This window comes from Streptococcus equinus (assembly GCF_049393805.1).
Classification (GTDB): domain Bacteria; phylum Bacillota; class Bacilli; order Lactobacillales; family Streptococcaceae; genus Streptococcus; species Streptococcus equinus.
The window spans coordinates 1515460-1537909 of the sequence record NZ_CP185763.1 but is presented as its reverse complement, the minus strand read 5'-3'; the positions used below and the strand labels follow the sequence as shown (position 1 = coordinate 1537909).

At 37.2% G+C, this 22450-nt stretch carries 24 protein-coding genes; 1 reads left to right on the top strand and 23 read right to left on the bottom strand.

Annotated features, from left to right (window positions below; genetic code table 11):
* Nucleotides 1-44: 44 nt before the first annotated feature.
* From pbp2b to ACN0NP_RS07700, 6 genes are all read right to left on the bottom strand, one after another.
* Complete coding sequence (gene pbp2b / locus ACN0NP_RS07725) at nt 45-2123, bottom strand: penicillin-binding protein PBP2B (RefSeq protein WP_423217087.1); 2079 nt, start codon at nt 2121-2123, stop codon at nt 45-47.
* Between the two features lie 171 nt (nt 2124-2294).
* A complete protein-coding gene (locus ACN0NP_RS07720; protein WP_243603160.1) occupies nt 2295-2843 on the bottom strand; it encodes a hypothetical protein in 549 nt (182 codons plus the stop codon).
* A gap of 180 nt (nt 2844-3023) precedes the next feature.
* On the bottom strand, nt 3024-3545 hold the full coding sequence (locus ACN0NP_RS07715; protein WP_423217086.1) for a transcription repressor NadR: 522 nt from the start codon (nt 3543-3545) through the stop codon (nt 3024-3026).
* A gap of 188 nt (nt 3546-3733) precedes the next feature.
* On the bottom strand, nt 3734-4426 hold the full coding sequence (locus ACN0NP_RS07710; RefSeq protein ID WP_021141894.1) for a phosphoglycerate mutase: 693 nt from the start codon (nt 4424-4426) through the stop codon (nt 3734-3736).
* A gap of 358 nt (nt 4427-4784) precedes the next feature.
* Nucleotides 4785-6668, bottom strand: a complete 1884-nt coding sequence (locus tag ACN0NP_RS07705) for a heavy metal translocating P-type ATPase (RefSeq protein WP_423217085.1) — start codon at nt 6666-6668, stop codon at nt 4785-4787.
* Between the two features lie 2 nt (nt 6669-6670).
* Nucleotides 6671-6985 carry an ArsR/SmtB family transcription factor gene (locus tag ACN0NP_RS07700; RefSeq protein WP_074566264.1) on the bottom strand — a complete coding sequence of 105 codons (315 nt, stop codon included), beginning with the start codon at nt 6983-6985 and terminating at the stop codon, nt 6671-6673.
* 315 nt (nt 6986-7300) lie between these two features.
* Here ACN0NP_RS07700 and ACN0NP_RS07695 point away from each other — a divergent pair, with 315 nt between their 5' ends.
* Nucleotides 7301-8236, top strand: a complete 936-nt coding sequence (locus tag ACN0NP_RS07695; protein WP_423217084.1) for a dihydroorotate oxidase — start codon at nt 7301-7303, stop codon at nt 8234-8236.
* A 148-nt stretch (nt 8237-8384) separates the two neighbouring features.
* Here ACN0NP_RS07695 and ACN0NP_RS07690 read toward each other — a convergent pair whose 3' ends face one another.
* The 17 genes from ACN0NP_RS07690 to ACN0NP_RS07610 form a co-directional block, all read right to left on the bottom strand.
* Nucleotides 8385-9875 carry a peptide MFS transporter gene (locus ACN0NP_RS07690; protein WP_074669167.1) on the bottom strand — a complete coding sequence of 497 codons (1491 nt, stop codon included), beginning with the start codon at nt 9873-9875 and terminating at the stop codon, nt 8385-8387.
* A 343-nt stretch (nt 9876-10218) separates the two neighbouring features.
* Nucleotides 10219-10419 carry a hypothetical protein gene (locus tag ACN0NP_RS07685; protein WP_423217083.1) on the bottom strand — a complete coding sequence of 67 codons (201 nt, stop codon included), beginning with the start codon at nt 10417-10419 and terminating at the stop codon, nt 10219-10221.
* Between the two features lie 149 nt (nt 10420-10568).
* Nucleotides 10569-10844, bottom strand: coding sequence for an HU family DNA-binding protein (locus ACN0NP_RS07680; RefSeq protein ID WP_009853724.1), 276 nt, complete (start codon nt 10842-10844; stop codon nt 10569-10571).
* A 94-nt stretch (nt 10845-10938) separates the two neighbouring features.
* Nucleotides 10939-11541 (bottom strand): YpmS family protein, encoded by a 603-nt coding sequence (locus tag ACN0NP_RS07675; RefSeq protein ID WP_021141888.1) that lies wholly within the window; start codon nt 11539-11541, stop codon nt 10939-10941.
* Nucleotides 11510-12358, bottom strand: coding sequence for an SGNH/GDSL hydrolase family protein (locus ACN0NP_RS07670; protein ID WP_074629783.1), 849 nt, complete (start codon nt 12356-12358; stop codon nt 11510-11512). Before ACN0NP_RS07670 ends, ACN0NP_RS07675 begins: the two co-directional genes overlap by 32 nt.
* Nucleotides 12351-13193, bottom strand: coding sequence for a DegV family protein (locus ACN0NP_RS07665; protein WP_004230806.1), 843 nt, complete (start codon nt 13191-13193; stop codon nt 12351-12353). Before ACN0NP_RS07665 ends, ACN0NP_RS07670 begins: the two co-directional genes overlap by 8 nt.
* A gap of 124 nt (nt 13194-13317) precedes the next feature.
* Nucleotides 13318-14976, bottom strand: coding sequence for a DNA repair protein RecN (gene recN, locus ACN0NP_RS07660; protein WP_423217082.1), 1659 nt, complete (start codon nt 14974-14976; stop codon nt 13318-13320).
* A 12-nt stretch (nt 14977-14988) separates the two neighbouring features.
* On the bottom strand, nt 14989-15459 hold the full coding sequence (locus ACN0NP_RS07655; protein ID WP_021141884.1) for an arginine repressor: 471 nt from the start codon (nt 15457-15459) through the stop codon (nt 14989-14991).
* The gene (locus ACN0NP_RS07650; RefSeq protein WP_021141883.1) at nt 15446-16270 is read right to left on the bottom strand and encodes a TlyA family RNA methyltransferase; all 825 of its coding nucleotides are present in this window, start codon (nt 16268-16270) and stop codon (nt 15446-15448) included. Before ACN0NP_RS07650 ends, ACN0NP_RS07655 begins: the two co-directional genes overlap by 14 nt.
* Nucleotides 16263-17132, bottom strand: coding sequence for a polyprenyl synthetase family protein (locus tag ACN0NP_RS07645; protein ID WP_423217081.1), 870 nt, complete (start codon nt 17130-17132; stop codon nt 16263-16265). Before ACN0NP_RS07645 ends, ACN0NP_RS07650 begins: the two co-directional genes overlap by 8 nt.
* A complete protein-coding gene (locus ACN0NP_RS07640) occupies nt 17132-17347 on the bottom strand; it encodes an exodeoxyribonuclease VII small subunit (RefSeq protein WP_021141880.1) in 216 nt (71 codons plus the stop codon). Before ACN0NP_RS07640 ends, ACN0NP_RS07645 begins: the two co-directional genes overlap by 1 nt.
* A complete protein-coding gene (xseA, locus tag ACN0NP_RS07635) occupies nt 17337-18665 on the bottom strand; it encodes an exodeoxyribonuclease VII large subunit (RefSeq protein WP_423217080.1) in 1329 nt (442 codons plus the stop codon). The genes ACN0NP_RS07640 and xseA overlap by 11 nt, the downstream gene beginning before the upstream one ends.
* A gap of 189 nt (nt 18666-18854) precedes the next feature.
* Nucleotides 18855-19424 (bottom strand): L,D-transpeptidase, encoded by a 570-nt coding sequence (locus ACN0NP_RS07630; RefSeq protein ID WP_134775016.1) that lies wholly within the window; start codon nt 19422-19424, stop codon nt 18855-18857.
* 210 nt (nt 19425-19634) lie between these two features.
* Nucleotides 19635-20255 (bottom strand): DUF6287 domain-containing protein, encoded by a 621-nt coding sequence (locus ACN0NP_RS07625; protein ID WP_423217079.1) that lies wholly within the window; start codon nt 20253-20255, stop codon nt 19635-19637.
* A gap of 234 nt (nt 20256-20489) precedes the next feature.
* Nucleotides 20490-21323, bottom strand: coding sequence for an NAD(P)H-hydrate dehydratase (locus ACN0NP_RS07620; RefSeq protein ID WP_423217078.1), 834 nt, complete (start codon nt 21321-21323; stop codon nt 20490-20492).
* Entirely contained in the window at nt 21320-22174 is an 855-nt protein-coding gene (locus tag ACN0NP_RS07615; protein ID WP_423217077.1) for a bifunctional methylenetetrahydrofolate dehydrogenase/methenyltetrahydrofolate cyclohydrolase, read from the bottom strand. Before ACN0NP_RS07615 ends, ACN0NP_RS07620 begins: the two co-directional genes overlap by 4 nt.
* 143 nt (nt 22175-22317) lie before the next feature.
* Nucleotides 22318-22449 carry a FeoB-associated Cys-rich membrane protein gene (locus ACN0NP_RS07610; RefSeq protein ID WP_004230772.1) on the bottom strand — a complete coding sequence of 44 codons (132 nt, stop codon included), beginning with the start codon at nt 22447-22449 and terminating at the stop codon, nt 22318-22320.
* Nucleotide 22450: the final 1 nt, after the last annotated feature.

The following is a 22450-nucleotide window of genomic DNA, read 5'->3' as shown; positions in this document are numbered from 1 at the left end:
AAAGTCACGAGCCGACCGACATAGGCCGACTCGCACTTATTTTATTATTGATTTGCGTAAGTTGACATGTATAGATTAATAATGTCACGCGCAATTAATTGGTTAGGGTGACTTTCATCACTTGTCAAGTGAGGAATGATTACGGCTACCGCAATTTTAGAATCATCATTTGTTGAATAATCATAAGCAAGGACACTTAAGTTAACAGTTGTAATGACGTTACCATTATCAACCGCATAAGTTTCGGCTGTACCAGTTTTACCAGCAATAGTCACATTTCCTCTCATGTGAGTACCGGTTGCATAACCACTTGTACTATTAACTACTTGGTAGAAACCTTGTTGAAGAAGCGCCATCTCACTATTTGAAATGTTAACTTTATTCAATACATTAGTTTCAATAGTTTTAGACAATGTTCCTAGACCTGTTGTTCCATCGTTGTCATAAATACTATCAACTAAGTGTGGGGCAACACGCTTACCACCATTTGCTACTGTTGCAGCATACTGAGCCAATTGCATTGGTGTATATGAATCATACTGACCAAAAGCTTCTGTCAAAACATTACCAGCAGAGTAATCATCTGAAATGTAACCTGTAGTTGTTTCAGGAAGGTCGATACCAGTACTTGTACCAAGACCATACTCAGCATATGTCGCACGAAGTTCTTCCATCGCATCTTTCATACCATCAGTTGAAAGTGCCATACCAGAATAATACTCTTGTCCCATCATCTTAAGAGCAACTTGAACCATGTAAGTATTTGAAGAGTACTCAAGTGCTTGGACAGCAGTAATATTCGTTGCACCACTACCAGTGAACCAAGATTTGATGGCTGGTGAACCAGCTAGGTTGATTGATTGGTCTGCAATAACCTGATTTCCAGAAATAGCATTATTTTCCCAACCTGAACTAATTGTCGCAGCTTTAACAACAGACCCTGGTACAAACATACTATTAATAGCACCAAGAGCATTTAATGTTGTTGTTGTTTCTCCTGTCTCATGCGAAAGACCAGCCATAGCTAGAATAGCACCTGTTTGAGGATTCAAAGCGACCGCATAAGCACCTTCTGAATAAGTTGCATAGCCCGCAGCAATCTCAGCGCTATAATATTGATTTAAAATATTTTCAACGCCAGATTGGAATTCTGAATTAACCGTCAATTTCAAGTTTTTACCAGCTTTTCCCTCGCTAGTCACATCATCTGAAACCACACTACCAGTCTTATCTGTAGTAATTTTACGAACGGTGTGTGTACCTTGAAGCTCGTCTTCATAGGCTTTTTCAAGATAAGATGTTCCGACACGGTCATTCATAGAGTAACCTTTAGCAAGGTATTCTTCTGCTTCTTCAGCTGGTAAACCTGCTTGTTTTGAAGAAACCGTACCAATGACTGATGACAATGAACTTTCTGATGTTTGACGATCCCAATCAGTCGCAATTGAAATACCTGATAATTTTGAACGATTTGCTGTAATATAAGCAATTTGCTCGTCTGTTAAATCACCTGTTGTCAAATTAACCGTGCTAAATGTTGAGGCAGCGTTCATTTGACTAAAAATGTATACCAATTTCAATTCATCTTCAGAGTAATTAATCTCATCATCGGTCACTGCTTTTACAGCATTCGCATAGACTTTAGATTCCGTTAAATTATTACCGTAATTATCATATTTTTCTTTATCTGGCAAACTCTTAACCACTTTAGCATAAGTATCAGAATCAGCTAGATAATAGTCTTTTTTCTGACGAGTAGTAACGTTTGTCTCTGTGAAATCTACCAAAGTTGACAAAGTCTTAGCAAGTTTTTTCATTTCTTCAGCGGTAATGGTATTGCTACGTGTGAAAGCAACGACCTGTTTAACATTATTAGAAACCAATAGGTTTCCCGCCGCATCAAAAATCTGTCCACGCGGACTTGACGAAGTTACTTTGTAGGTAGTTGATGAATTCAACTTAGTGTCATAAAATGATTTATTCAAAATTTGCATCTGAGCTAATCTTAAAACGATAATTGAAAATAAAACAACAATAACCGCAAAAATCAAATAAATACGCTTTGTGATACTAGTTCTTTTTTTGACAATTTTAATCTTGCCCAATCTCTTCTTAACTGACATTCTTTCCTCACAATTAAAAGCTTCGTTTTATATTTTATCACAATTTACTTAAAAGAGAGCGGCTCAAAATGTAAAAGTTTCACTTTTTTACATATCCTTTTTTCAAGAAAAAATCAGCTCATTTTAGATATAAAAAAGTGAGGAATTATTCCATTCCTCACCAACTTAAAATTATTTTGCGTCAACTGAAAAATCAACGCCAACTTTATCACGCAAGAATTTCCAAAGGAAGTATGCAATATAAAAATCAATAGCACCGTGAACAAGAGAACCAACACCAATCAATCCAACTAATGACCAAACATAGGCTGCTCCTGTATGTGCGCCAGCAGTCAAGACCAAAACAACAATAAATTCAGCTAAACCGTGTAAAATATTTAGAAACAAAGCTAAACCAAATGTCAAAGCTGGTTTTTCAAGCAAAGCTGGACGTTTTTTGACCAAAATTGCACCAACTAATGCAAAAAGTAAGTGTGACACTGCTCGCAAAACAATGACAATCGGAAAACCTGCTAACAAGAATCCAAGACTTGTTCCAAGTGCAACTAATACTGCTACTTGTGGTGAAATAAACATAGCCATAAACACTGGAACATGACTAGCCAAAGTAAATGATGCTGGACCAATAACGACCTTAACAGGCATAATCATTGGAATCAAAATCCCAAAAGCAACTAAAATTGCTGTAAAAGCAAGAGACTTAGTTTGATGACGTCTCATATGGTAACTCCTTTTATTTATATATGATAATACCTGGCATGATCCCCAATTATCACCCAGGTACTGAAGATAGCTTTAATCAATTAACCAAAGGCAATTTGACGTTTTTTTGAAATTAGTTAATTGACCTTGCCTATTATAAATAAAAAAAGAACAGGTGTCAAGACACCTGTAGTTGTTCTAATTTGATTTTAAAAGAATGCCTTTGTCAGATAAAAGTGCTTTGATTTCTTCAAATTCATCTTTTGAATAACATGACAATGTATGTGTATGAATACCTTCTGTTAAAGATGATAAAAGTGTCGCATTAGAATGCTCAACCTTGTCTACAAAATTATCAATATCTTCTTTGCTTTTAATATTAAGTGGTGCCGTTAACATCCCGTAAACCGGATGCTCAACCTCCACATCAACCATAATACCACCTTTAGAAACCACACAATCCAATTCTTCTTTCGTTCTTTCTGGACCGTGTTGACAAGCAATCTTTCCAATAAATTGATGCGAATAAAGTGCTTGTGACAAAACATATCCTTTAGGTGTTGAAATCACATCGTGATTTGCTGCTCGAAGTAAAGCAACATCTCCAACGATGATTTGACGACTAACACCAAGCTGGCTTGCTAAAGTACTGGCTGAAATGGGAACTTGTGTCTGACTTAAAATATCAATAATTTTTTGACGGCGCTCTGCTGCTTTCATAAAAGCCCCCTTTAATAATTTAATACTTACTATTAATCATACCATAAAACCTTAAAAATATAGAAGGGGTATGACTTAATAAAATATTTTCGTAATAAAAATCTAAACAAATTCAAAAAAAGCACTCTAGGGGATAGCCTAGAATGCTTTCATATCAAGGGTTTTAAGCCTTATAATCTTATATCAGATTATTTACCCAAGAAGTATTCGTTAGTAACGTTCAATTTTTCGTCGAATTCGAATACAAGTGGTGGGAAGTTAGGGATTTCAACATCCATAATTTCGTCATCTGACAATTGTTTGATGTGTTTTACAAGAGCGCGGATTGAATTACCGTGAGCACCTACAAAGACGTTTTTACCATCTTTAAGAGCTGGAGCGATTTTATCTTCCCAGAATGGAAGAGCGCGTTCCAAAGTAACTTTCAAGTTTTCAGCATCTGGAACAACTTTGTCGTCAAGGTTAGCGTAACGACGGTCAGTGTGTGCTGAGTATTGGTCATCTTTAGCCATAGCTGGTGGCAATACATCGTAAGAACGACGCCAGATGTGAACTTGTTCGTCACCCCATTTTTCAGCTGCATCAGCTTTGTTTTGACCAGTCAAACCACCGTAGTGACGTTCGTTCAAGCGCCATGATTTTTCAACTGGAACCCAAAGTTGGTCAGAAGCTTCAAGAGCAAGGTTAGTTGTTTTGATAGCACGTTTAAGAACTGAAGTGAAAGCAACATCGAATTCGATTCCTGCTTCTTTGATCAATTTACCAGCTTCAGTAGCTTGTTTAGTTCCTTCTTCTGTAAGGTCAACGTCAGCCCAACCAGTGAAAAGGTTAGCTTTGTTCCATTCAGATTGACCGTGGCGTGCAAACACTAATTTTACCATTAGATAAAGTCTCCTTTAAAATAGTCCAAAGGCTATAAATACACAGCGAAAAATAGATATTAACCTTTTTCTGAAAACAGATACATAATTAAACTATTTTTGGCTCAGCATTTTAACCAATTTTTATTACGACCGATAAGTCGTTTACCTTTACTATTCTACCCAAAAAGCTGTAAAAAAGCTAGTATTATTGCTAATTTTCTCTAAAGAGTCCTACTACTTTTAAATAAAAAACGACGATAACATCAATTTCTCATCCCAAAAAGGATATTCTGAAAAAGATGTCATCGCCATTCCCACTTTCAAAAGAAAGTGTAGCTTTCTATATGATTAAAGCTATTATAGTTCAAATTATTTTTTATGTCAATTTCATTGTTCGCATAGCATTAAGCGTAGCAAGTACTGTTACACCAACATCAGCAAAGATGGCAACCCACATATTAGCTAAGCCAAGACTTGCTAGGATTAAGACAAGAACTTTAATTCCAATTGAAAAGACAATATTTTCTCGAGCAATAGTGATTGTTCTTCGTGCAATTTTAATAGCTTGCGCGATTTTTGATAAACGGTCATTCATCACAACAACATCTGCTGCCTCAATGGCAACATCACTACCAAGTCCTCCCATTGCAATACCAACATCAGCACGCGCCAAAACTGGAGCATCATTAATCCCATCACCAACAAAACCAACTGTCGAACGTGAATGTTTTTGAGCTAAATAATTTTCAAGTTCAGTCACTTTATCAGCTGGCAATAGCTCAGCTTTGTAGTCAGTCATAGAAAGCTCACCAGCCACCTTCTCAGCAACTTCGTGACGGTCTCCTGTCAACATGACTAAATTCTTAACACCAGCTTTTCGAAGATGCTCTAAAGCTTCTTTCGTATCTGATTTGATACAATCTGAAATAACAATGTGCCCAGCGTATTTACCATCAATAGCAACATGGACAATTGTCCCTACTTTATGACAAGTCTTCCAATCAGCACCTAGGCTATCCATAAACTTAGTATTACCAACTGCAACATCGTGTCCATTAACTTTGGCAGTAATACCGTAGCCAGATTTTTCAGCCACATCAGTAATCGAACAATCATCAGCTTCTTTTTCATAAGCTTCACGCAATGATTGAGCAATTGGATGACTTGAAAAACGTTCAACATGGCTTGCAAGATGCAACAAGTGTTCTTTCTTGATGTCATTTGGGTGAAGAGCTGTCACTTCAAAAACACCTTCTGTCAATGTTCCTGTTTTATCAAGCAACAAAGTTTCAAGATTAGCCAAACTTTCAAGATAATTTGACCCTTTAATTAAAACACCAGCCTTCGAACTTGCTCCGAGTCCTCCAAAGAAACTTAGTGGAATCGAAATCACCAAAGCACATGGACAAGAAATCACAAGGAAAGTCAATGCTCGGCTTAGCCACTCTGGAAAATTAGCCAAGAAATTTCCTGACAATAATGGTGGCAAAAATGCTAAAACAAGAGCTGCAATCACAACCGTCGGCGTGTAAATCGCTGCGAACTTGCTCATGAAACGTTCACTTTTTGACTTATTGGCAGATGAATTTTCAAGTAAGTCCAAAATTTTGCTCAAGGTTGAATTTTCAACGGTATGAAGAACTTTGACCCGAATGACTCCAGTCATGTTAATCATCCCCGAAAGAACTTGGTCGCCAACTTGAACACTTTGAGGTAAACTTTCTCCAGTCAGTGCTGCAGTATCAACAGATGATTCACCCGAAATCAAAATACCATCAATCGCCACCTTTTCACCAGGTCGAATGACAATTACTTGACCTTCTTGTACACCTTTTGGTTCAACATCACTGATATTGCCATCCACTTCTAAATGAACCAAATCTGGTCGCAAGTTTAACAATTCTGAAATTGATTTCTCGCTACTTCCTTCTGCGATGTGCTCAAAGAATTCACCGACTTGATAGAAAATCATAACAAATACTGCTTCTGCAAATTCTGACTCACCCGTCATAAAACTAAGTGCAAATGCCCCAAGCGTCGCTAGAGACATCAAAAAATGCTCACTAAAAACTTTACCTTGACTGATTTTCAGCACAGCCTTTTTCAAAACATCATAGCTAGCCATCAAAAATGGAATAGCATACAGAAATGCCTGCAATACTAGATTAGCACGGCTAACCTTCACAATGATAAAAACGACAATAAAAACTAGCGTTGCTAGCAAAATCCGATAAAGGGATTTTTTATGTTTATCTGACATCTTTAGTCCTCCTGATAATGCTCTACAACAGACTCCAAAACTTGACTGATATGCCTATCAGCAAGGGCATAAATCTGATTTTTTCCATCACGACGAACAGAAACAATCTTGAGATTTTTAAGCAGACTCAACTGATGCGAAACAGCTGACGGTGTCATTCCAAGAATTTCTGCTAATTCGCTAGATTTCAGCTCTCCCTTACTCAAGCAACAAATGATTTGCAAACGCGTAGTATTTCCAAGTGCTTTAAAAAAACTAGAAACATTGTTTAACAATTCACCCTGTAGCAAGTTTTGTGATTTATTATTATCTTTCATTATTCTTCTCCTCTATCACTAGAACGTTTGAACATTTGCTCAATTGTTCTAGTAAATTTAATATACCACTTTTATAAAATGCTAGCAAGTCCTTACATTCATATCATCAAAAATTCTATTCATTCCTTTTTTATGCCATTTTTCTGCTATAAAAGTATCTTTTATTCTATTCAGTTCGCTAAATCTTTCTGTTTTTACGCATATTACAAAATATCGTTCGGAAAACACTTGAATTCACATTTATAAAATAGTACAATAGTTGCAGTAATAATTTAGGACATTTGTCACTTTCATTAATATATCTTGGAGGACTTTATGGTTTCAACTGCTACTAAAATCGGTTCATTCGATTTTGATAACTGCCTTATGAATGCCGCTGGCGTTTATTGTATGACACGTGAAGAATTGGCTGAGATTGAAGATTCAGCTGCTGGTTCTTTTGTGACAAAAACAGGAACGCTCGTTGCACGACCAGGAAATCCTGAACCACGTTACGCTGATACTGCACTTGGTTCAATTAATTCTATGGGCTTACCAAACCATGGCTATCAATATTATCTTGATTATGTCACAGAACTCCAAAATAACCCAGAAAGCAAAAATCACTTTTTGTCACTTGTTGGTATGTCAGAAGAAGAAACTCATACTATTTTGAAAGCTGTCCAAGCTTCTGATTATCAAGGACTAGTTGAATTAAACCTTTCTTGTCCAAATGTCCCTGGCAAACCACAAATCGCCTACGACTTTGAAACCACTGAAAGAATCTTAACAGATATCTTCACATACTTTACAAAACCACTTGGTGTCAAACTTCCACCTTACTTTGATATTGCTCATTTTGACCGAGCAGCTACCATTTTTAACAAATTCCCACTTACTTTTGTTAACTGCATTAACTCAGTTGGAAACGGCTTAGTCATTGACGACGAGACTGTTGTTATCAAGCCTAAAAATGGTTTTGGTGGAATCGGTGGTGATTATGTTAAACCAACTGCACTAGCTAACGTTCATGCATTCTACAAACGTTTAAATCCGTCTATCCAAATCATCGGAACTGGTGGTGTCAAATCTGGTCGAGACGCATTTGAACATATTCTTTGCGGAGCAAGCATGGTTCAACTCGGAACAATTCTACACCAAGAAGGGCCTGTTGCTTTTGCACGTATTACTGACGAATTGAAAGCTATCATGGAAGAAAAAGGCTATGAAACACTAGATGACTTCCGCGGAAAATTACATTACATTGATTAATAAAAAACAGGCCATAAAGATTTTGTACTACCTGTTTTAGTGAACATTCTTAACTTCGAGCAATAAAAAAAGCGAGAACAATTGTTCTCGCTCGAGGTTTTGATTGTCACCTCCTATTAATTGACAAAAACCTCTTTGTTTTATTTTATTATTTATCGTTACGCATTAATTTCAATACAGGTTTGTTGATGAAGAGTAGCATAACACCTACAGCAAGACAAACCAAACCTAAAATACCGAAGAATGCAACTTCTGTTTCTTTAGCGAAGTATGGTGTAATCAAAGCGTTCACAGCTTGTGAAGTTGAGTCTGCCAAGAACCAAAGAGCAACCATTTGAGATTGGAAAGCAAGTGGTGCAAGGCGAGTTGAAACAGATAGACCAACTGGAGAAACAAGCAATTCACCAGCCATTTGAACAGCAAACATGATAACCAACCACATGAAGCTTACACGTTTATCAGTTCCGTATAAGATACCTGGCAACGCCATAATCAAGTATGAAACACCAGTTAACAAAAGACCAAGTCCAAATTTAATTACTGGAGAAGGTTGACGTTCACCCATTTTGTTCCAAAGCCATACAAAGGCAGGTGTTAAAGCAACGATGAACAATGGGTTAAGCAATTGATACCATGATGGATCAATGTACAAGTTCATTCCAAAGATAGTTGGATGTAAGTTTGAACGAGTTTCACCCCAAACAGCGATAACTGTTGCACTTTGTTCTTCGACCAACCAGAAGATGATTGAAGATAAGAACAATGGAAGGTATGCCATCAATTGTTTACGTTCAGTGCTTGATACTTTCTTAGAAGTAAACATCATGACAAAGTAAATGAATGGGATGAAAATACCAGCCATTGAAAGAATATTTACTAGATTATTAACAAAATTAGATGGGTTTGCTCGGTAAAGGAAAGTTCCACCAACAGCACAGATAACAAGACCGATAGCTAATTTTACTAATAATCCTCGTTTTTCTGCTGAAGTCATTGGGTTTGATGGTTTATTTCCCAATTCTGGGAATTGTTTCATACGACCAAACCAGTAAACGAACAATGCAAGCACCATACCAATAGCAGCAAGTGAGAAACCTAGGTGGTAGTTGATACTTTGACCAACTGTACCTACTACAATCGGCGCAAGCAATGAACCAATATTAATACCAATAACAAAGATGTTAAATCCTGTATCACGACGTGGGTCATCTGCAGCATACAAGTGACCGACCATATTTGAAATGTTTGGTTTCAACATCCCAGTTCCCAAGATAATGAAGAAAAGGGAGATAAACAGAGATGTTAATCCAAAAGGAACGGCTAAAACAATGTGACCAAGAGTGATAAGAATACCACCGATGAAGATTGTTTGAGATGCTCCCAGAACACGGTCTGCGAACCATCCACCAATAATACCTGAAAGATATACTAATGCACCATAGATACTAACAATCGCCATCGCTTGTGGTTTAGGAAGTCCCAAACCTGCGTTCGGCGCAGTAACTGATGCATACAAGTAGTAAATCAAGATGGCACGCATGCCATAGTAAGAAAAACGTTCCCAAAGTTCTGTTTGGAATAGTGTAAACAAAGCTTTAGGTTGTCCAAAAAAAGTTTGTTCTATTTTATTATTTTCCATACTATCCATTATAATGGTCTTTGTTTAGTTTAGCAATACAAAATTTTCACATAATTTGAAATTTTTATATTAATAAGGTCCGAAAATCCCCAATTTTTCGCCCTTTTTGCCAGTGTAATCAACTATTCATTTTTTTCTTACTGCATAATTAAACAAGTTTTGAAAAATTTCACAAACGTGCATTTTATCACTAACTTTCTTCAATCGCCTTAGAATTGCGTAAAAAGTTAGCTGGATACAATTGCACCCCGATTTTAGCTCATGAAAAAAACGTCCACTGGACTCAACTCGCTTTCGAATTTCTTGGCTCATGAAAAAAACGTCCTCTGGACGTTTTTTTTCATCACCAATTATCCCAAAAATCGCTGTCATCCTCGTTAATTGAAGGTTGTTTCTCTTCGCCTTCTTCCTCCACTGGTTTCACAATGTTGCCATTTTCACCAACTTTTGGTTTCATTGCCATGCCAACCATAATTAACATAGCGGCTTTGAATAAAGAAAAGGCTCCTAAAAAAATGACAACAAGCAAAAGTGATTTATCCATAATTATAATTCTTTCTATTTTTCATCAGTAAATTGATTATAACATAAATCATCAAAACACTTTTGTCAGCACTCGAAATTTGTCTTATATGGCAAAAAGAACCCTGTCACATCAACAGAAGTCAATAGACAAGGTTCTTTTCTATTTAATTATTTTACAGCGTCTTTAAGTGCTTTACCAGCTTTGAATGCAGGTACTTTTGAAGCTGCAATTTCAATTTCTTCACCAGTTTGTGGGTTACGACCTTTACGAGCTGCGCGTTCGCGAACTTCAAAGTTACCAAAACCGATTAATTGAACTTTTTCGCCTTCAGAAAGGAAGCTTTCGATTGCTGAGAATACTGCATCTACAGCTGCTGCTGAATCTTTTTTAGTAAGCTCAGTTGCTTCTGCAACTTTAGCGATTAAATCTTGTTTGTTAGCCATTTAACAAATCCTCCAATTAATTTCTAAGCGTTAACACTTTAACAAATTCTATGATACCCAAAAATACTATTCTGGTCAAGTATTAAACGTTTTTTTAGCTGTTTTTCTTGTAAATATCAAAGTTAAATTGGTCGCCGACAAGGTCAATTGTTGTCGCTTTCAAAAAGATATCTGCATCATTTTTTATGTCCTGAATATTGATGTTAATAACAGACTCTTTTGGCAAAACTTCCACAAAATCTGGCAGATTGATACTTGATTTTAGATACTTCAAAACTTCAGATTCTGGTAATGTAAGAGTTCCAACTGAAAACGACGTAATCTTCAACTGAATAGCACCTGATTCCAAGCGACTTGGTTGAAAATAAATGTACAAGGGCACTTCATACCCTAAAAATGTATACGTTCCTTCAAACATAATCGCTGAAGATGTCGCATAAACACTGTAAGACGTTTTTTTAGTCTGGTACTCCTTCAAGTATGATGCCACCGTATCATTTAATTGCTCACGTGTGGTTGAAATGGTACCAACTTTGACATTATCAGCCTTTTTAGAGCTTATACTTTGAGCTGCAGGCTCTCTAACTTGAATCAGGCGACTGGCAATCACTCCTACAAAAGCAACATTAATGGCTAAAATGAGAAGGAATCCCCACTTCCACCAATTAATCTTTGTTCCATTCTTGTTTAGTTTCATTAATTTTCTCCATTGTTACATCTGACATAATTTGATAGCCAATATTATTTGGGTGAAAATGGTCTCCACTGAATAAAGCATCGTTGATGACTGTCGTTTGGTCACCAGACGTTGACACTATTCCTTCTTCGCCATCAATTCCTTTGTAAAGTTGATCATTAATTGGCACGAAATAAACATTGTCATACTCATCTGTGACACTTTCAGTCGATTCATTCCAATTGTCAATGATTTCCTGCATTTCAGTCATTTCTGGAAAATTCAAGTAGAAAGGGTTATAAATTCCCAAGACATAAATTGGCAAGTCTTCATTTTCTGAGCGAGCTAATTCAATAATCTGACGTAGGCGTTTCTGATAAGCCGTTGCTGGCTTTTTAAAAGTTGAAACAGATAGTTTTGTTAAATGTTTTCGAATCACCGCCATAACATCGTTACCACCGACAGTAAGCGTCATCATATCAGCTTTAGCAAGAGATTTTTGAATAGCTTCTTGCTTTGTCATGCGTGACAAGATTTGCTGGCTGGTATTACCAGAAATTCCATAATTGCTATAGGTTACTTGGTAATTATAGGTATCTGTCATAGCTTGGGACAAAAGTGGAACAAAACCACCTTGATTGGTCGTATCTCCAACACCTTCTGTCAAAGAATCCCCAACAGCTACATAATTGAAATGCTTAGCTTCTTGAGCTAGAAAATCCTTTTTAGTTAATTCTTGATCTGATTTTGGAATCAAGAGATTAAAAGCGACGATAAACAGAAGAAGGCTTGCTAAAAAGAAAGCAAACCCGATTAAAAAATTCTTTTTTTTACTCATAGCGTACCATAACCGCAAAAGCGTCTTCTCCAGTATGCGTTTGGATGATTGAACCTGTCTCTAAAACAGCAATTGGAGCACCCAAAACTTCCAATTTTTCTTTAAAGCCATTTGCCATATCAGCAGTTCCACAGTATGAAATACCGATTTCAGCAACTTTTTTACCTGAAGCTTGAGCGTGTTCGATAAAGCTATCAAGCCACTTGTTAAATGTCTTAACACCGCGCCCTTTGATAACTGTGTTAAGCTCACAATCAATCATTTCCATCACTACTCGAATATTAAGTAATGAGCTAAGAAGACCTGTTACACGTCCAATACGTCCGCCTTTAACAAGATTTTCAAGTGTAGACACACCGATAAAAAGTTCAGATTTTTGGCGAACTTCTTCAACTTTAGCGATAACTTCCTCAAGACTTGCACCTTCTTGTGCTAATTTCGCAGCTTGGACAACTTGGAATTTTTGACATTGGTCAGTGAATGTTGAATCAATGACAGTCACGTCAGCACCAGCAAGATTTGCTCCTTGACGAGCTGCTTCAACTGTTCCTGAAAGAGTGTGAGTAATATGGATAGAAACAATATGCTCAGCACCATCTTTCATCAAGTTTTCATAAACTTCTGCAAAAACACCTACAGGCGGTTGACTTGTTTTTGGTAATTCCTTGCTATTACGCATCAAATTAAGGAATTTACCTTCTTCTTTCATGTCGTTATCAGAATAAACAACACCGTCAATCATAACTGACAATGGCACTACTGTAATATCATATTTTTCAACTAATTCTGGTTCAATCGTTAAAGATGAATCTGTAACAATTTTAATTTTACTCATTTTTTATCCTATCATACTTTCAAAACTTTATTTCAAATTTTATTCTAACATTCATTATACCAAATTTTTAGCAGTTCGGGGATATTTTCTTAAACAAGCAAAAAGAAGCCACTTTGGCTTCTTCTTATTTTTTCAAAAGTTCACGCGCTTGTTCACGCGCCATCTCAGTAATATCACTACCTGCAAGCATTTTAGCAATTTCTTCGACACGTTCTTCTTCAGTCAACAGACGGACTGTTGATACGGTTGTATTTTCATCACTGCGTTTTTCAATAAAGAATTGGTAATCAGCAATCGCAATGACTTGAGGCAAGTGTGAAATTGCAAGGACCTGTCCGTGACTTCCAATTTTGTAGATTTTTTGGGCAATAGCTTGCGCCACACGACCAGAAACCCCTGTATCAACCTCGTCAAAGACGATACTTGTCTTATCTTCCTTGCGTGAAAAGGCTGATTTAATGGCAAGCATAAGACGTGAAATTTCACCACCAGATGCTACTTTAACAAGCGGTTTAAATCCTTCACCAGGGTTTGTCGAAATGTAAAATTCGACAACTTCATTTCCGTCTCGGTTAAATTTTCCTTTGGTGAATTGCACTTGAAAATCTGCTTTTTCCATATACAAATCAGCTAATTCTTGCTTGATTTCTGCTTCTAAATCTTTGGCAAGTTTGTGACGTTCTTGAGCAAGCTCATCTGCAGCTAAAATTAATTCTTTTTCCAGATGTTTAAGCTCTTTTTCCATATCGTCAGATGACTCATCACTACCAGTTAAAAGATTATATTCTTTCGTAATGTTTTCATAGTAGTCTAACACGTCATCGACACTGCCACCATATTTACGAGTGATGCTGTAAATCACTTCTAAACGAGCTTCAATTTGTTGAAGACTACCCGCATCAAAATCAAGATCATCAATAACATCACCCAAATGTTTGGTAACTTCCTCTAAGATATAATAAGCTTCCGAAACATTGGCAGACATTTCTTTATAATCTTGATCAAATTCTTCAAGACTCATTAAATCATTCATAGCTGAGCGGATATTTGACAGACTAGAAAACTCTTCATCATCAAGCATAACGTAAGCATTTGTTAAAGTGTCAGCAATATGTTTGTGATTAAGTAACTTATCACGTTTTTGATTGAGTGCTTGGTCTTCGCCTGATTTTAGAGCCGCTGCCTCAATTTCAGCAATTTGAAATTCAAGCATTTCAATACGTGCTTTATGCTCTTGTTCATTTTTTTGCTTAGTCAAAACACGCTTACGCAATGTGCGGTAACTTTCAAAAATTTCTCGATAGTGTTTTTTGACAGCTGAAAAATGTTCATTCCCAAATTCATCAAGCATACGGATGTGCATGTTTGGCTTCATTAATTCTTCTTGGTCATGTTGACCGTGAATATCAACCAAGTACTGTCCAACCGCACGAAGGGTTGTCAGATTAACCATTTGACCGTTGATACGGCTAATAGAACGACCATTTTGCAAAATCTCACGACGAATAATCAATTCATCAGAAATATCAATACCATTTTCTTCCAAGATGTGTGTCAGCGCAGCATTTTCACCGACCGAAAAAAGTCCTTCAATCTCAGCTTTTTTGGCACCATGTCGAATAACATCGAGACTAGCGCGCGCTCCTAACATAAGGTTCATAGCATCAATAATAATCGATTTTCCGGCACCTGTTTCACCAGTCAAAACAGTCATACCATTTTCAAAAGTTAGGGAGATTTCCTCAATAATAGCAAAATTTTTAATGGAAATTTCTAAAAGCATAGGCGACCTTTCTTATTTGTGGTCTGTCATCCATTTACGAACTTCTTGGCGAATGGCATTAGCAGCTTCAGCTGTCTTTGCGACCACTAACAAACTATCATCATCAGCAATAACACTAAAAAGACTATCTTTGAAATCTTCTAGCAAATAACGTTTAATCAAGCGACTATTTCCTGGAATAACATCAAGATTAATCATATTTTCAAGTCCTGCTGTTTCCTCTGAAATCGCAAGGACTGTGCTTTTAATAGGAACAGAAACTTGTCCCACTTTTTTAGTTTTATCTTTTGAAAGACCGTAAATATACGGACCATCAACTGATGGAACTTTGATGATACCAATTTCATTCATGTCACGTGAAATGGTAGCTTGAGTCAAAGTCAAACCTTCAGCTTCGAGTAATTTCAACAAATCATGCTGAGTTTCAACAGCATTTTCAGCAACAATCTTTTTAATTAATTCTAAACGTTCACTCTTTTTCATCTTTAAATTCCTTATGCGCTTTTTCTACAATTTCTGGGATAAGAGTCGCTACCAAATTCTGAGCGTTAGCTGATTTTTCCAAGTGTGCTAAAAACTCAATGTTACCATGTCCACCTTGAATTGGTGAAAAATCAAGCCCCTTAACTGTAAATCCGTAATCGACAGCAAAACTTGTCACAGTTTCCAAAACTTTTTGATGAACTGCTTTATCTCGAATAATTCCATTTTTACCAATTTGGTCACGACCAGCTTCAAATTGCGGCTTGATAAGAGCTACGACTTGACCATTTTCAGCTAAAATATTGTGAAGAGCTGGCAAAATGAGATTCAATGAAATAAAACTCACATCAATACTAGCAAAAGTTGGTTGACCTTCTGTAAAATCAGCCAATTCAGCGTAACGGAAATTGTATTGTTCCATACTACGAACACGTTCGTCTTGGCGAAGTTTCCAAACCAATTGATTTGTACCAACATCAACAGCATAAACCAATTTGGCACCATTTTGTAGCATAACATCCGTAAATCCACCGGTTGAGGCACCGATGTCAATTGTTGTTTGACCATCAACAGAAATCTCAAAAACTTGCAAGGCTTTTTCAAGTTTTAGCCCTCCTCGGCTAACATACTTCAATTTTTCGCCTTTTAGTTTTAATTCTGTTCCATCATCAATCTTTTCACCTGGTTTATCATAGCGTTCGCCGTTAATCACATTAACAACCAAACCTGCCATGACACCACGCTTTGCCTGCTCGCGTGTTTCAAAAAGCCCTTGTTTATAGGCAAGTACATCAACTCTTTCCTTAGGCATTTAGTCGTAACCTTTCTATCATTTCTGCAATTTTTTCTGTCTGTAATCCTTGAGTCTCTGAGAGTTTTTGGAAAATAGCTAACGCTTCATCCAATGACTCATTTAAAATATCATAAGATTTATCTAAACCAAGCAAGCTTGGATAGGTTGCTTTATCAGCCAACAAGTCTTTTTTCGGTGTTTTTCCGATTTCTTCAAAGCTTGCTGTCACATCTAAAATGTCATCACGCACTTGGAAAGCAATTCCAATCAAACTACCTGCTTTACGTAAATTATTAATATCCTCGCCTGCTAGTCCAGCAACAATTCCAGCTGCAACTACAGGGAAAGTCAGTAATTTTCCTGTTTTGTTGGCGTGAATCAATTGTAACTCTGAGAGGCTGAGCTTGCGCTCTTCACCTTCCATATCGAGCATTTGGCCACCGACCATGCCATATGTCCCTGAAGCATGTGCCAATTCAGCAATCAAAGCAACTTTCACTTCAGCTGATAGCTCAGCATTTGCCACCAAATCATAAGGGTCTAAAAAGAGACTATCTCCAGCTAGAATAGCCGTCGCTTCATTAAATTTTTTGTGGTTTGTCAAACGTCCACGACGATAGTCATCATTATCCATAGCTGGTAAATCATCGTGAATCAAGCTTCCTGTGTGAATCATTTCAAGGGCAGCAGCCACATCATAGTGAGCATCTGTCAGTGCTACTCCAAATCCTTCAAGCAATTCTAGGAAAATCAGAGGACGAACACGTTTACCACCTGCATCAACCGAATACAAAATAGCTTCAATTAAATCTGGTGACACAATATCTTTTTGTTCATAATAACGATGAATGGCTTGACCAATTTTTTTAACTTTATCCATTAGGCATCTAATTCCGTTTCTACTCCATCATCTTGCATGACTTTAACAAGTGTTTTTTCTGCTTGATCCAATGTTTTTTGCAGTTCTTTTGACAAAACCATTCCTTTTTGGAATTCAGAGATGGCATCTTCTAAAGCCACATCTCCGTTTTCAAGTTTTGTCACAATCGCTTCTAAATCTTGTAAATTTTCTTCAAATGTTTTCTTACTTGGCATCTTTTACCTCCGCTTCAAGTTGACCATCTTTCAATTGAATCGTTAACTGGTCTCCCACTTTTACATCACTCACGCTTGAGATGACTTTTTCATTTTTTTGCACCATAGCATAGCCTCTGGCAATAATTCGGCTCGTATCAAGAGAAAGTAACGCATCTTGTGCTTTTTCAAATCGTGCTAACTTACTATCATACTGACTAGTCATATTTGAAAGTAGCAAACGCTCTAGACTCTGCAATTTATCCTGATAGTGCTTGATCTGACTTTCAAAATCAAGCGCAAGCAAACGTTGATGCAAGAGTGCATGACTTTGCTTAGCTTGACTAAACTGATTTTGCATCGTATTTGTCAAAGACATCGTCAAACGATCTAACTTCTGAACGTAACCATCGTACAAGCGTTCTGGCTGCCTAAAAATAACTGAATTTGCCAACTTGTCAAGACGTTCTTGATTTTGTTTAATGCGACGAAGACTCGCTTGATACATACGATTTTCACGCTCAGCAATCCAAGAAATAATATCAGCTTTTGTTACAGGCGTTGCAAGTTCAGCCGCTGCCGTAGGGGTAGCAGCTCTGTGGTCAGCAACATAATCTGCTAATGTCGTATCTGTCTCGTGTCCGACACTAGAAATAACTGGCAAACGTGATTCAAAGATTGCTTGGACAACAATCTCTTCGTTAAATGCCCAAAGGTCTTCAATAGAACCACCACCACGACCAACAATCAGAAGGTCTAAATCATCACGTTCATTTGCCTTCGCAATATTATCTGCTACTTCTTGACTAGCACCCTCACCCTGAACCTTAGTTGGGAAAAGTAGAATCTCGACACCTGGGAAACGACGCGATACGGTTGTGATAATATCTCGAATAACCGCTCCACTTGGGCTCGTTACCACACCAATTTTCTTAACAAATTGTGGCAATTGACGTTTATGACGGTCATCAAAATACCCAGCCTCAGCTAGTTTTTTCTTCAACTGTTCAAATTGAACCGCTAAAGCCCCAATACCGTCTGGCTCTGCTTTTTCAATAATAATTGAATATGACCCACTAGGCTCATAGAGTTGGACACGGCCCACAACGTTGATTTTCATACCTTCTTCCAGCTCAAAACCAAGTTTTTTAAACGTTCCAGCCCACATAGTCGCCTGAATTACCGCATTTTCATCTTTTAAAGAAAAATATTGATGCGTCGGACGACGACGAAAATTAGAAACCTGACCAGCCAAATAAACCCGTTCCAAATAAGGATCGCGATCAAACTTCAATTTAAGGTATTTTGTCAAGGTTGACACACTTAAATAATCTGACATCACAGGCCCCTTTCCTTGTTTTTTCTTGCCTTACACAAATTTTGCATATCACTTATTATTATAACAGAAAAAAACTGTCCAGTGGACAGTTTTTTCACGAGCACAGAAATCTAAAAGCGAGTTAGGTCCAGTGGACAGTTTTTTCACGAGCACAGAAATCTAAAAGCGAGTTAGGTCCAGTGGACAGTTCTAGTGAATGCTCACAATCACTCCCTCTGGCATGTTTTCAAAAAGCCATTTTGCATCTTCTTTTGAAAGTCTGACATTGCCATCTGTACAAGCCGTTCCAATTTTTTTAGATTCTCCCTTTAAGATTTTCCCCTTCCAATCTGTTGGAAGACTTTCAAATCGATAACCGCCATGATCTTTAAAAGATACCCAATCACACGCACCTCGATTCAAACTATCATCATACAAAAATTCACCACGTTCTGCTTCAATAGCAAATTTGCCTGTCGGTGTTGGCGTCTCTTTGGCGCCAGTCGAAACCTTGGTTTTAAAAATCACTTTATTCCCTGAGTATACAATCATTTTTTGTTGAGAAATAGACACCAAGATACTCAAATGATCAAGCTCTGACAAATCAGGATAAATTTTCTTCTGAGATTTTTTAACATTTTTACCAAAAGCATATACATCAATCTTAACATCAGATTCCTGACGAATAACCATTAATTGTCGACAAAGACTATAGCCAACCACTAGGTTAGCAAAAGTCAAAAGTAAGATAAGAACTTTTTTTGAAAACTTCTTTCGCATTTCCCTTTTCTAAAACCTACCTCTGCCAGTTTAACCCTTGGCAGAAGCCCCTTCTCCTTTTAATCTAACAATACATAACGTCTTATGCCACCATAACTAATATACGAAATTTTCCCATATTATAGTGAACTTCATGAAATGTCATTTTACTTAGCAGTCTCCCAAATTTAATATACTTTTTTCAAAATTTCTCTCCCTTAAAATCCCAATTTAATGTTTGAAAAATGGATGCTCAGATGCAGACCCACATTGTCCAACAATAAGTCTATCATTCGTTCCAACCTCGCCTAGAAACGGATCAGCAACTCCCCTTGGAACTGCAATAAATGCTGCGCTATCAGTCATCGAGTCAGGATTATAAATAGTTCCAAAATAAACATCATCTTTAACGATGTTTGTCGTGATTTGATACAGCGCCTGACTTTGCGAAAGACTTACTTGCCCATCTTGTGTTAGCGTTATTGATTCTCCCAAATCGTTTGTCCAAGCACCTGAAAGGCTAGAAAAATCACCATATGCAATTTGTTCTAAATCAAGCCTATCTTCATTTGAACTTGACTGACTTTGACTAGGCAATGTTTGTGTAGTCTCTACCACTTCAGCTACACCTACTGTAGGCTCGATTTCTGTAACAAAAGATGTTGAGACTACTGATTCTTGATAGCTTGAAGCACTAGATTTTACAACTTTCTTTGCAGCAGTACTATTACTTGTTTGAATCACCTTAGCATGACTACTACTTGCTGATGTTTCTTTTTCAGTTTTTGAACATGCTCCTAGTAAAAAGAGTGAAGATAGTAATATTACAGTTGTTTTACATCCCTTTTTCATAAAAATTCTCCCAGACAATTAAATATTTTTATCAGATAAACGTTTATTTTTCAACGTTTATCTGACTTTATTTTTTTTTAGAATCGGCCAATTCTGAAAATATTATAGAGTAGTTTTTCAGTTAAGTCAACACAAAAATGTAATATTTGTAACATTTTTGAAACATTTTATTTTATACATGATCTTTGAACTAAAAAGGTACACTTTTCCAGAAGAAAAGTGTACCTTACGACATTATTCTGATAATTGTTTCATGACTTTTGGCAATTCTGCACTAATGGTCGTTGGCAAAACAACATAAGCCTCTTGGCTAAGTTTCTCTGCAATTGCAGAGTGCAAATAAGTGGCTACAGCAACCGTATCAAAAAGATTATCCTTGAACTGAGCGACAAAGCCTGCAATCATGCCACAAAGAGTATCTCCCATGCCACCAGTTGCTTGATAAGGACCTCCAACTGCTAGTTCAGCAACTTGGCTACCTTGTAAAATTTTTGTGTGATGACTTTTAGCCACTAAAATTGTTCCGTTTAAAAATTTTTCAAGCGCCGTTTGAGTTTTCTCTAGGCTTTGATCAGCAATTGCTAGTCCAGACAATCGTTCCCACTCTTTCTGGTGTGGTGTCAAAATAAGGTGACGCGTCTTAATAGAAATCGGCATAGCTTTTGCAAGTAAATTTAAAGCAGAGCCATCAACAATCAAGATCTGCTTTTCAGCTACTTCTGAAAGTACAAAATCAAACACATGTTTAGCTTTGCTATTTTCCCCTAAACCCGGGCCAATCAAAACCACATCTGCTTTAGCCAGATTTTCTGCCAGTAATTCTTCATCCTCATAGTCAAACGCCATAGCTTCTGGGAGATGTGCATGAAGGGCAGGGATATTGTCACGCTCTGTCGCCACTGTCACCAAACCAGCACCGCTTTTTACTGTTGCTAGAGCTGACATGATGATTGCTCCTCCATAAGGATAAAATCCTCCAATCAAAAGCACACGTCCGTAGGTTCCTTTATGAGAATCTGCCTTGCGCTTTGTCACAACTTTTCTGGCTAATTTATCGTCGATAATCATGCTTTCACGCTTCTAAGTGCAGATTGATAAGTTTGTTCCAAAAGCATCGTAATCGTCATTGGACCAACACCACCAGGAACCGGGGTGATATAACTTGCTAATGGTTCAACTTCGTCAAACTTGACATCTCCGATAAGTTTGCCATTTTCATCACGATTCATGCCGACATCAATAACCACAGCGCCTTCTTTGACGAATTCTTTGGTTACAAAGTGACCTTGTCCGATTGCAACAATCAAAACATCTGCTTGTTTTGTCACACGCGCCAAATCACGGGTACGTGAGTGTGCCAAAGTCACTGTAGCATTTTTATCAAGCAACAATTGCGCCATTGGTTTTCCGACAATATTTGAACGACCAATGATAACCGCAGTTTTTCCTTCCAATTCGATATCATATTCAGCCAATAACTCCATGATACCAGCTGGTGTACATGGCACCATAATAGGGCGACCATTCCACAAGTGTCCTGTGTTAATTGGGTGGAAACCATCGACGTCTTTCTTAGGATCAATTGCTAAAATGACACGTTTGTCATTGATATGAGATGGCAATGGCAATTGCACCAAAATACCATGAAAACGATCATCGTTATTATATTGTTCAATGACTTGAATCAACTCTTCTTCACTTGTTGACTCTGACAAACGAACTGTTTCACTCAAGAAACCAGCTTTCTTAGCAGAGCGTTCTTTATTTCTTACATAGACTTGGCTTGCTGGGTCATCACCAACTAAAATCACCACAAGTCCAGGCACAATACCAGCTTCAACTTTTAATTTTTCAACCTTCTCAACTAGTTGACTTTGCATTTTAGCTGCTAAAGCTTTTCCATCTATAAGTGTTGCCATATTACTCTCCAAAAAAAATATATTTCTTTTATTATATCAGAAAGCGACTCCATAATAAAATATTTTTGAAGTAAGTTTCTGAATATTCTGTAAAAATATTCAAAAAACAAAAATCCCTTGCTCACATAAGCAAGGGAAAACTGTTATTTACGTTGATTGTCTTTGACTGGGCATGAGCAATTGCAGTCGCCACAAGAGCCTTTGCCCTTGATATAGCTGCGCAATCCCATAACAACACCAACTGCAATCAACAATGCAATTATAATTGTAGCCATA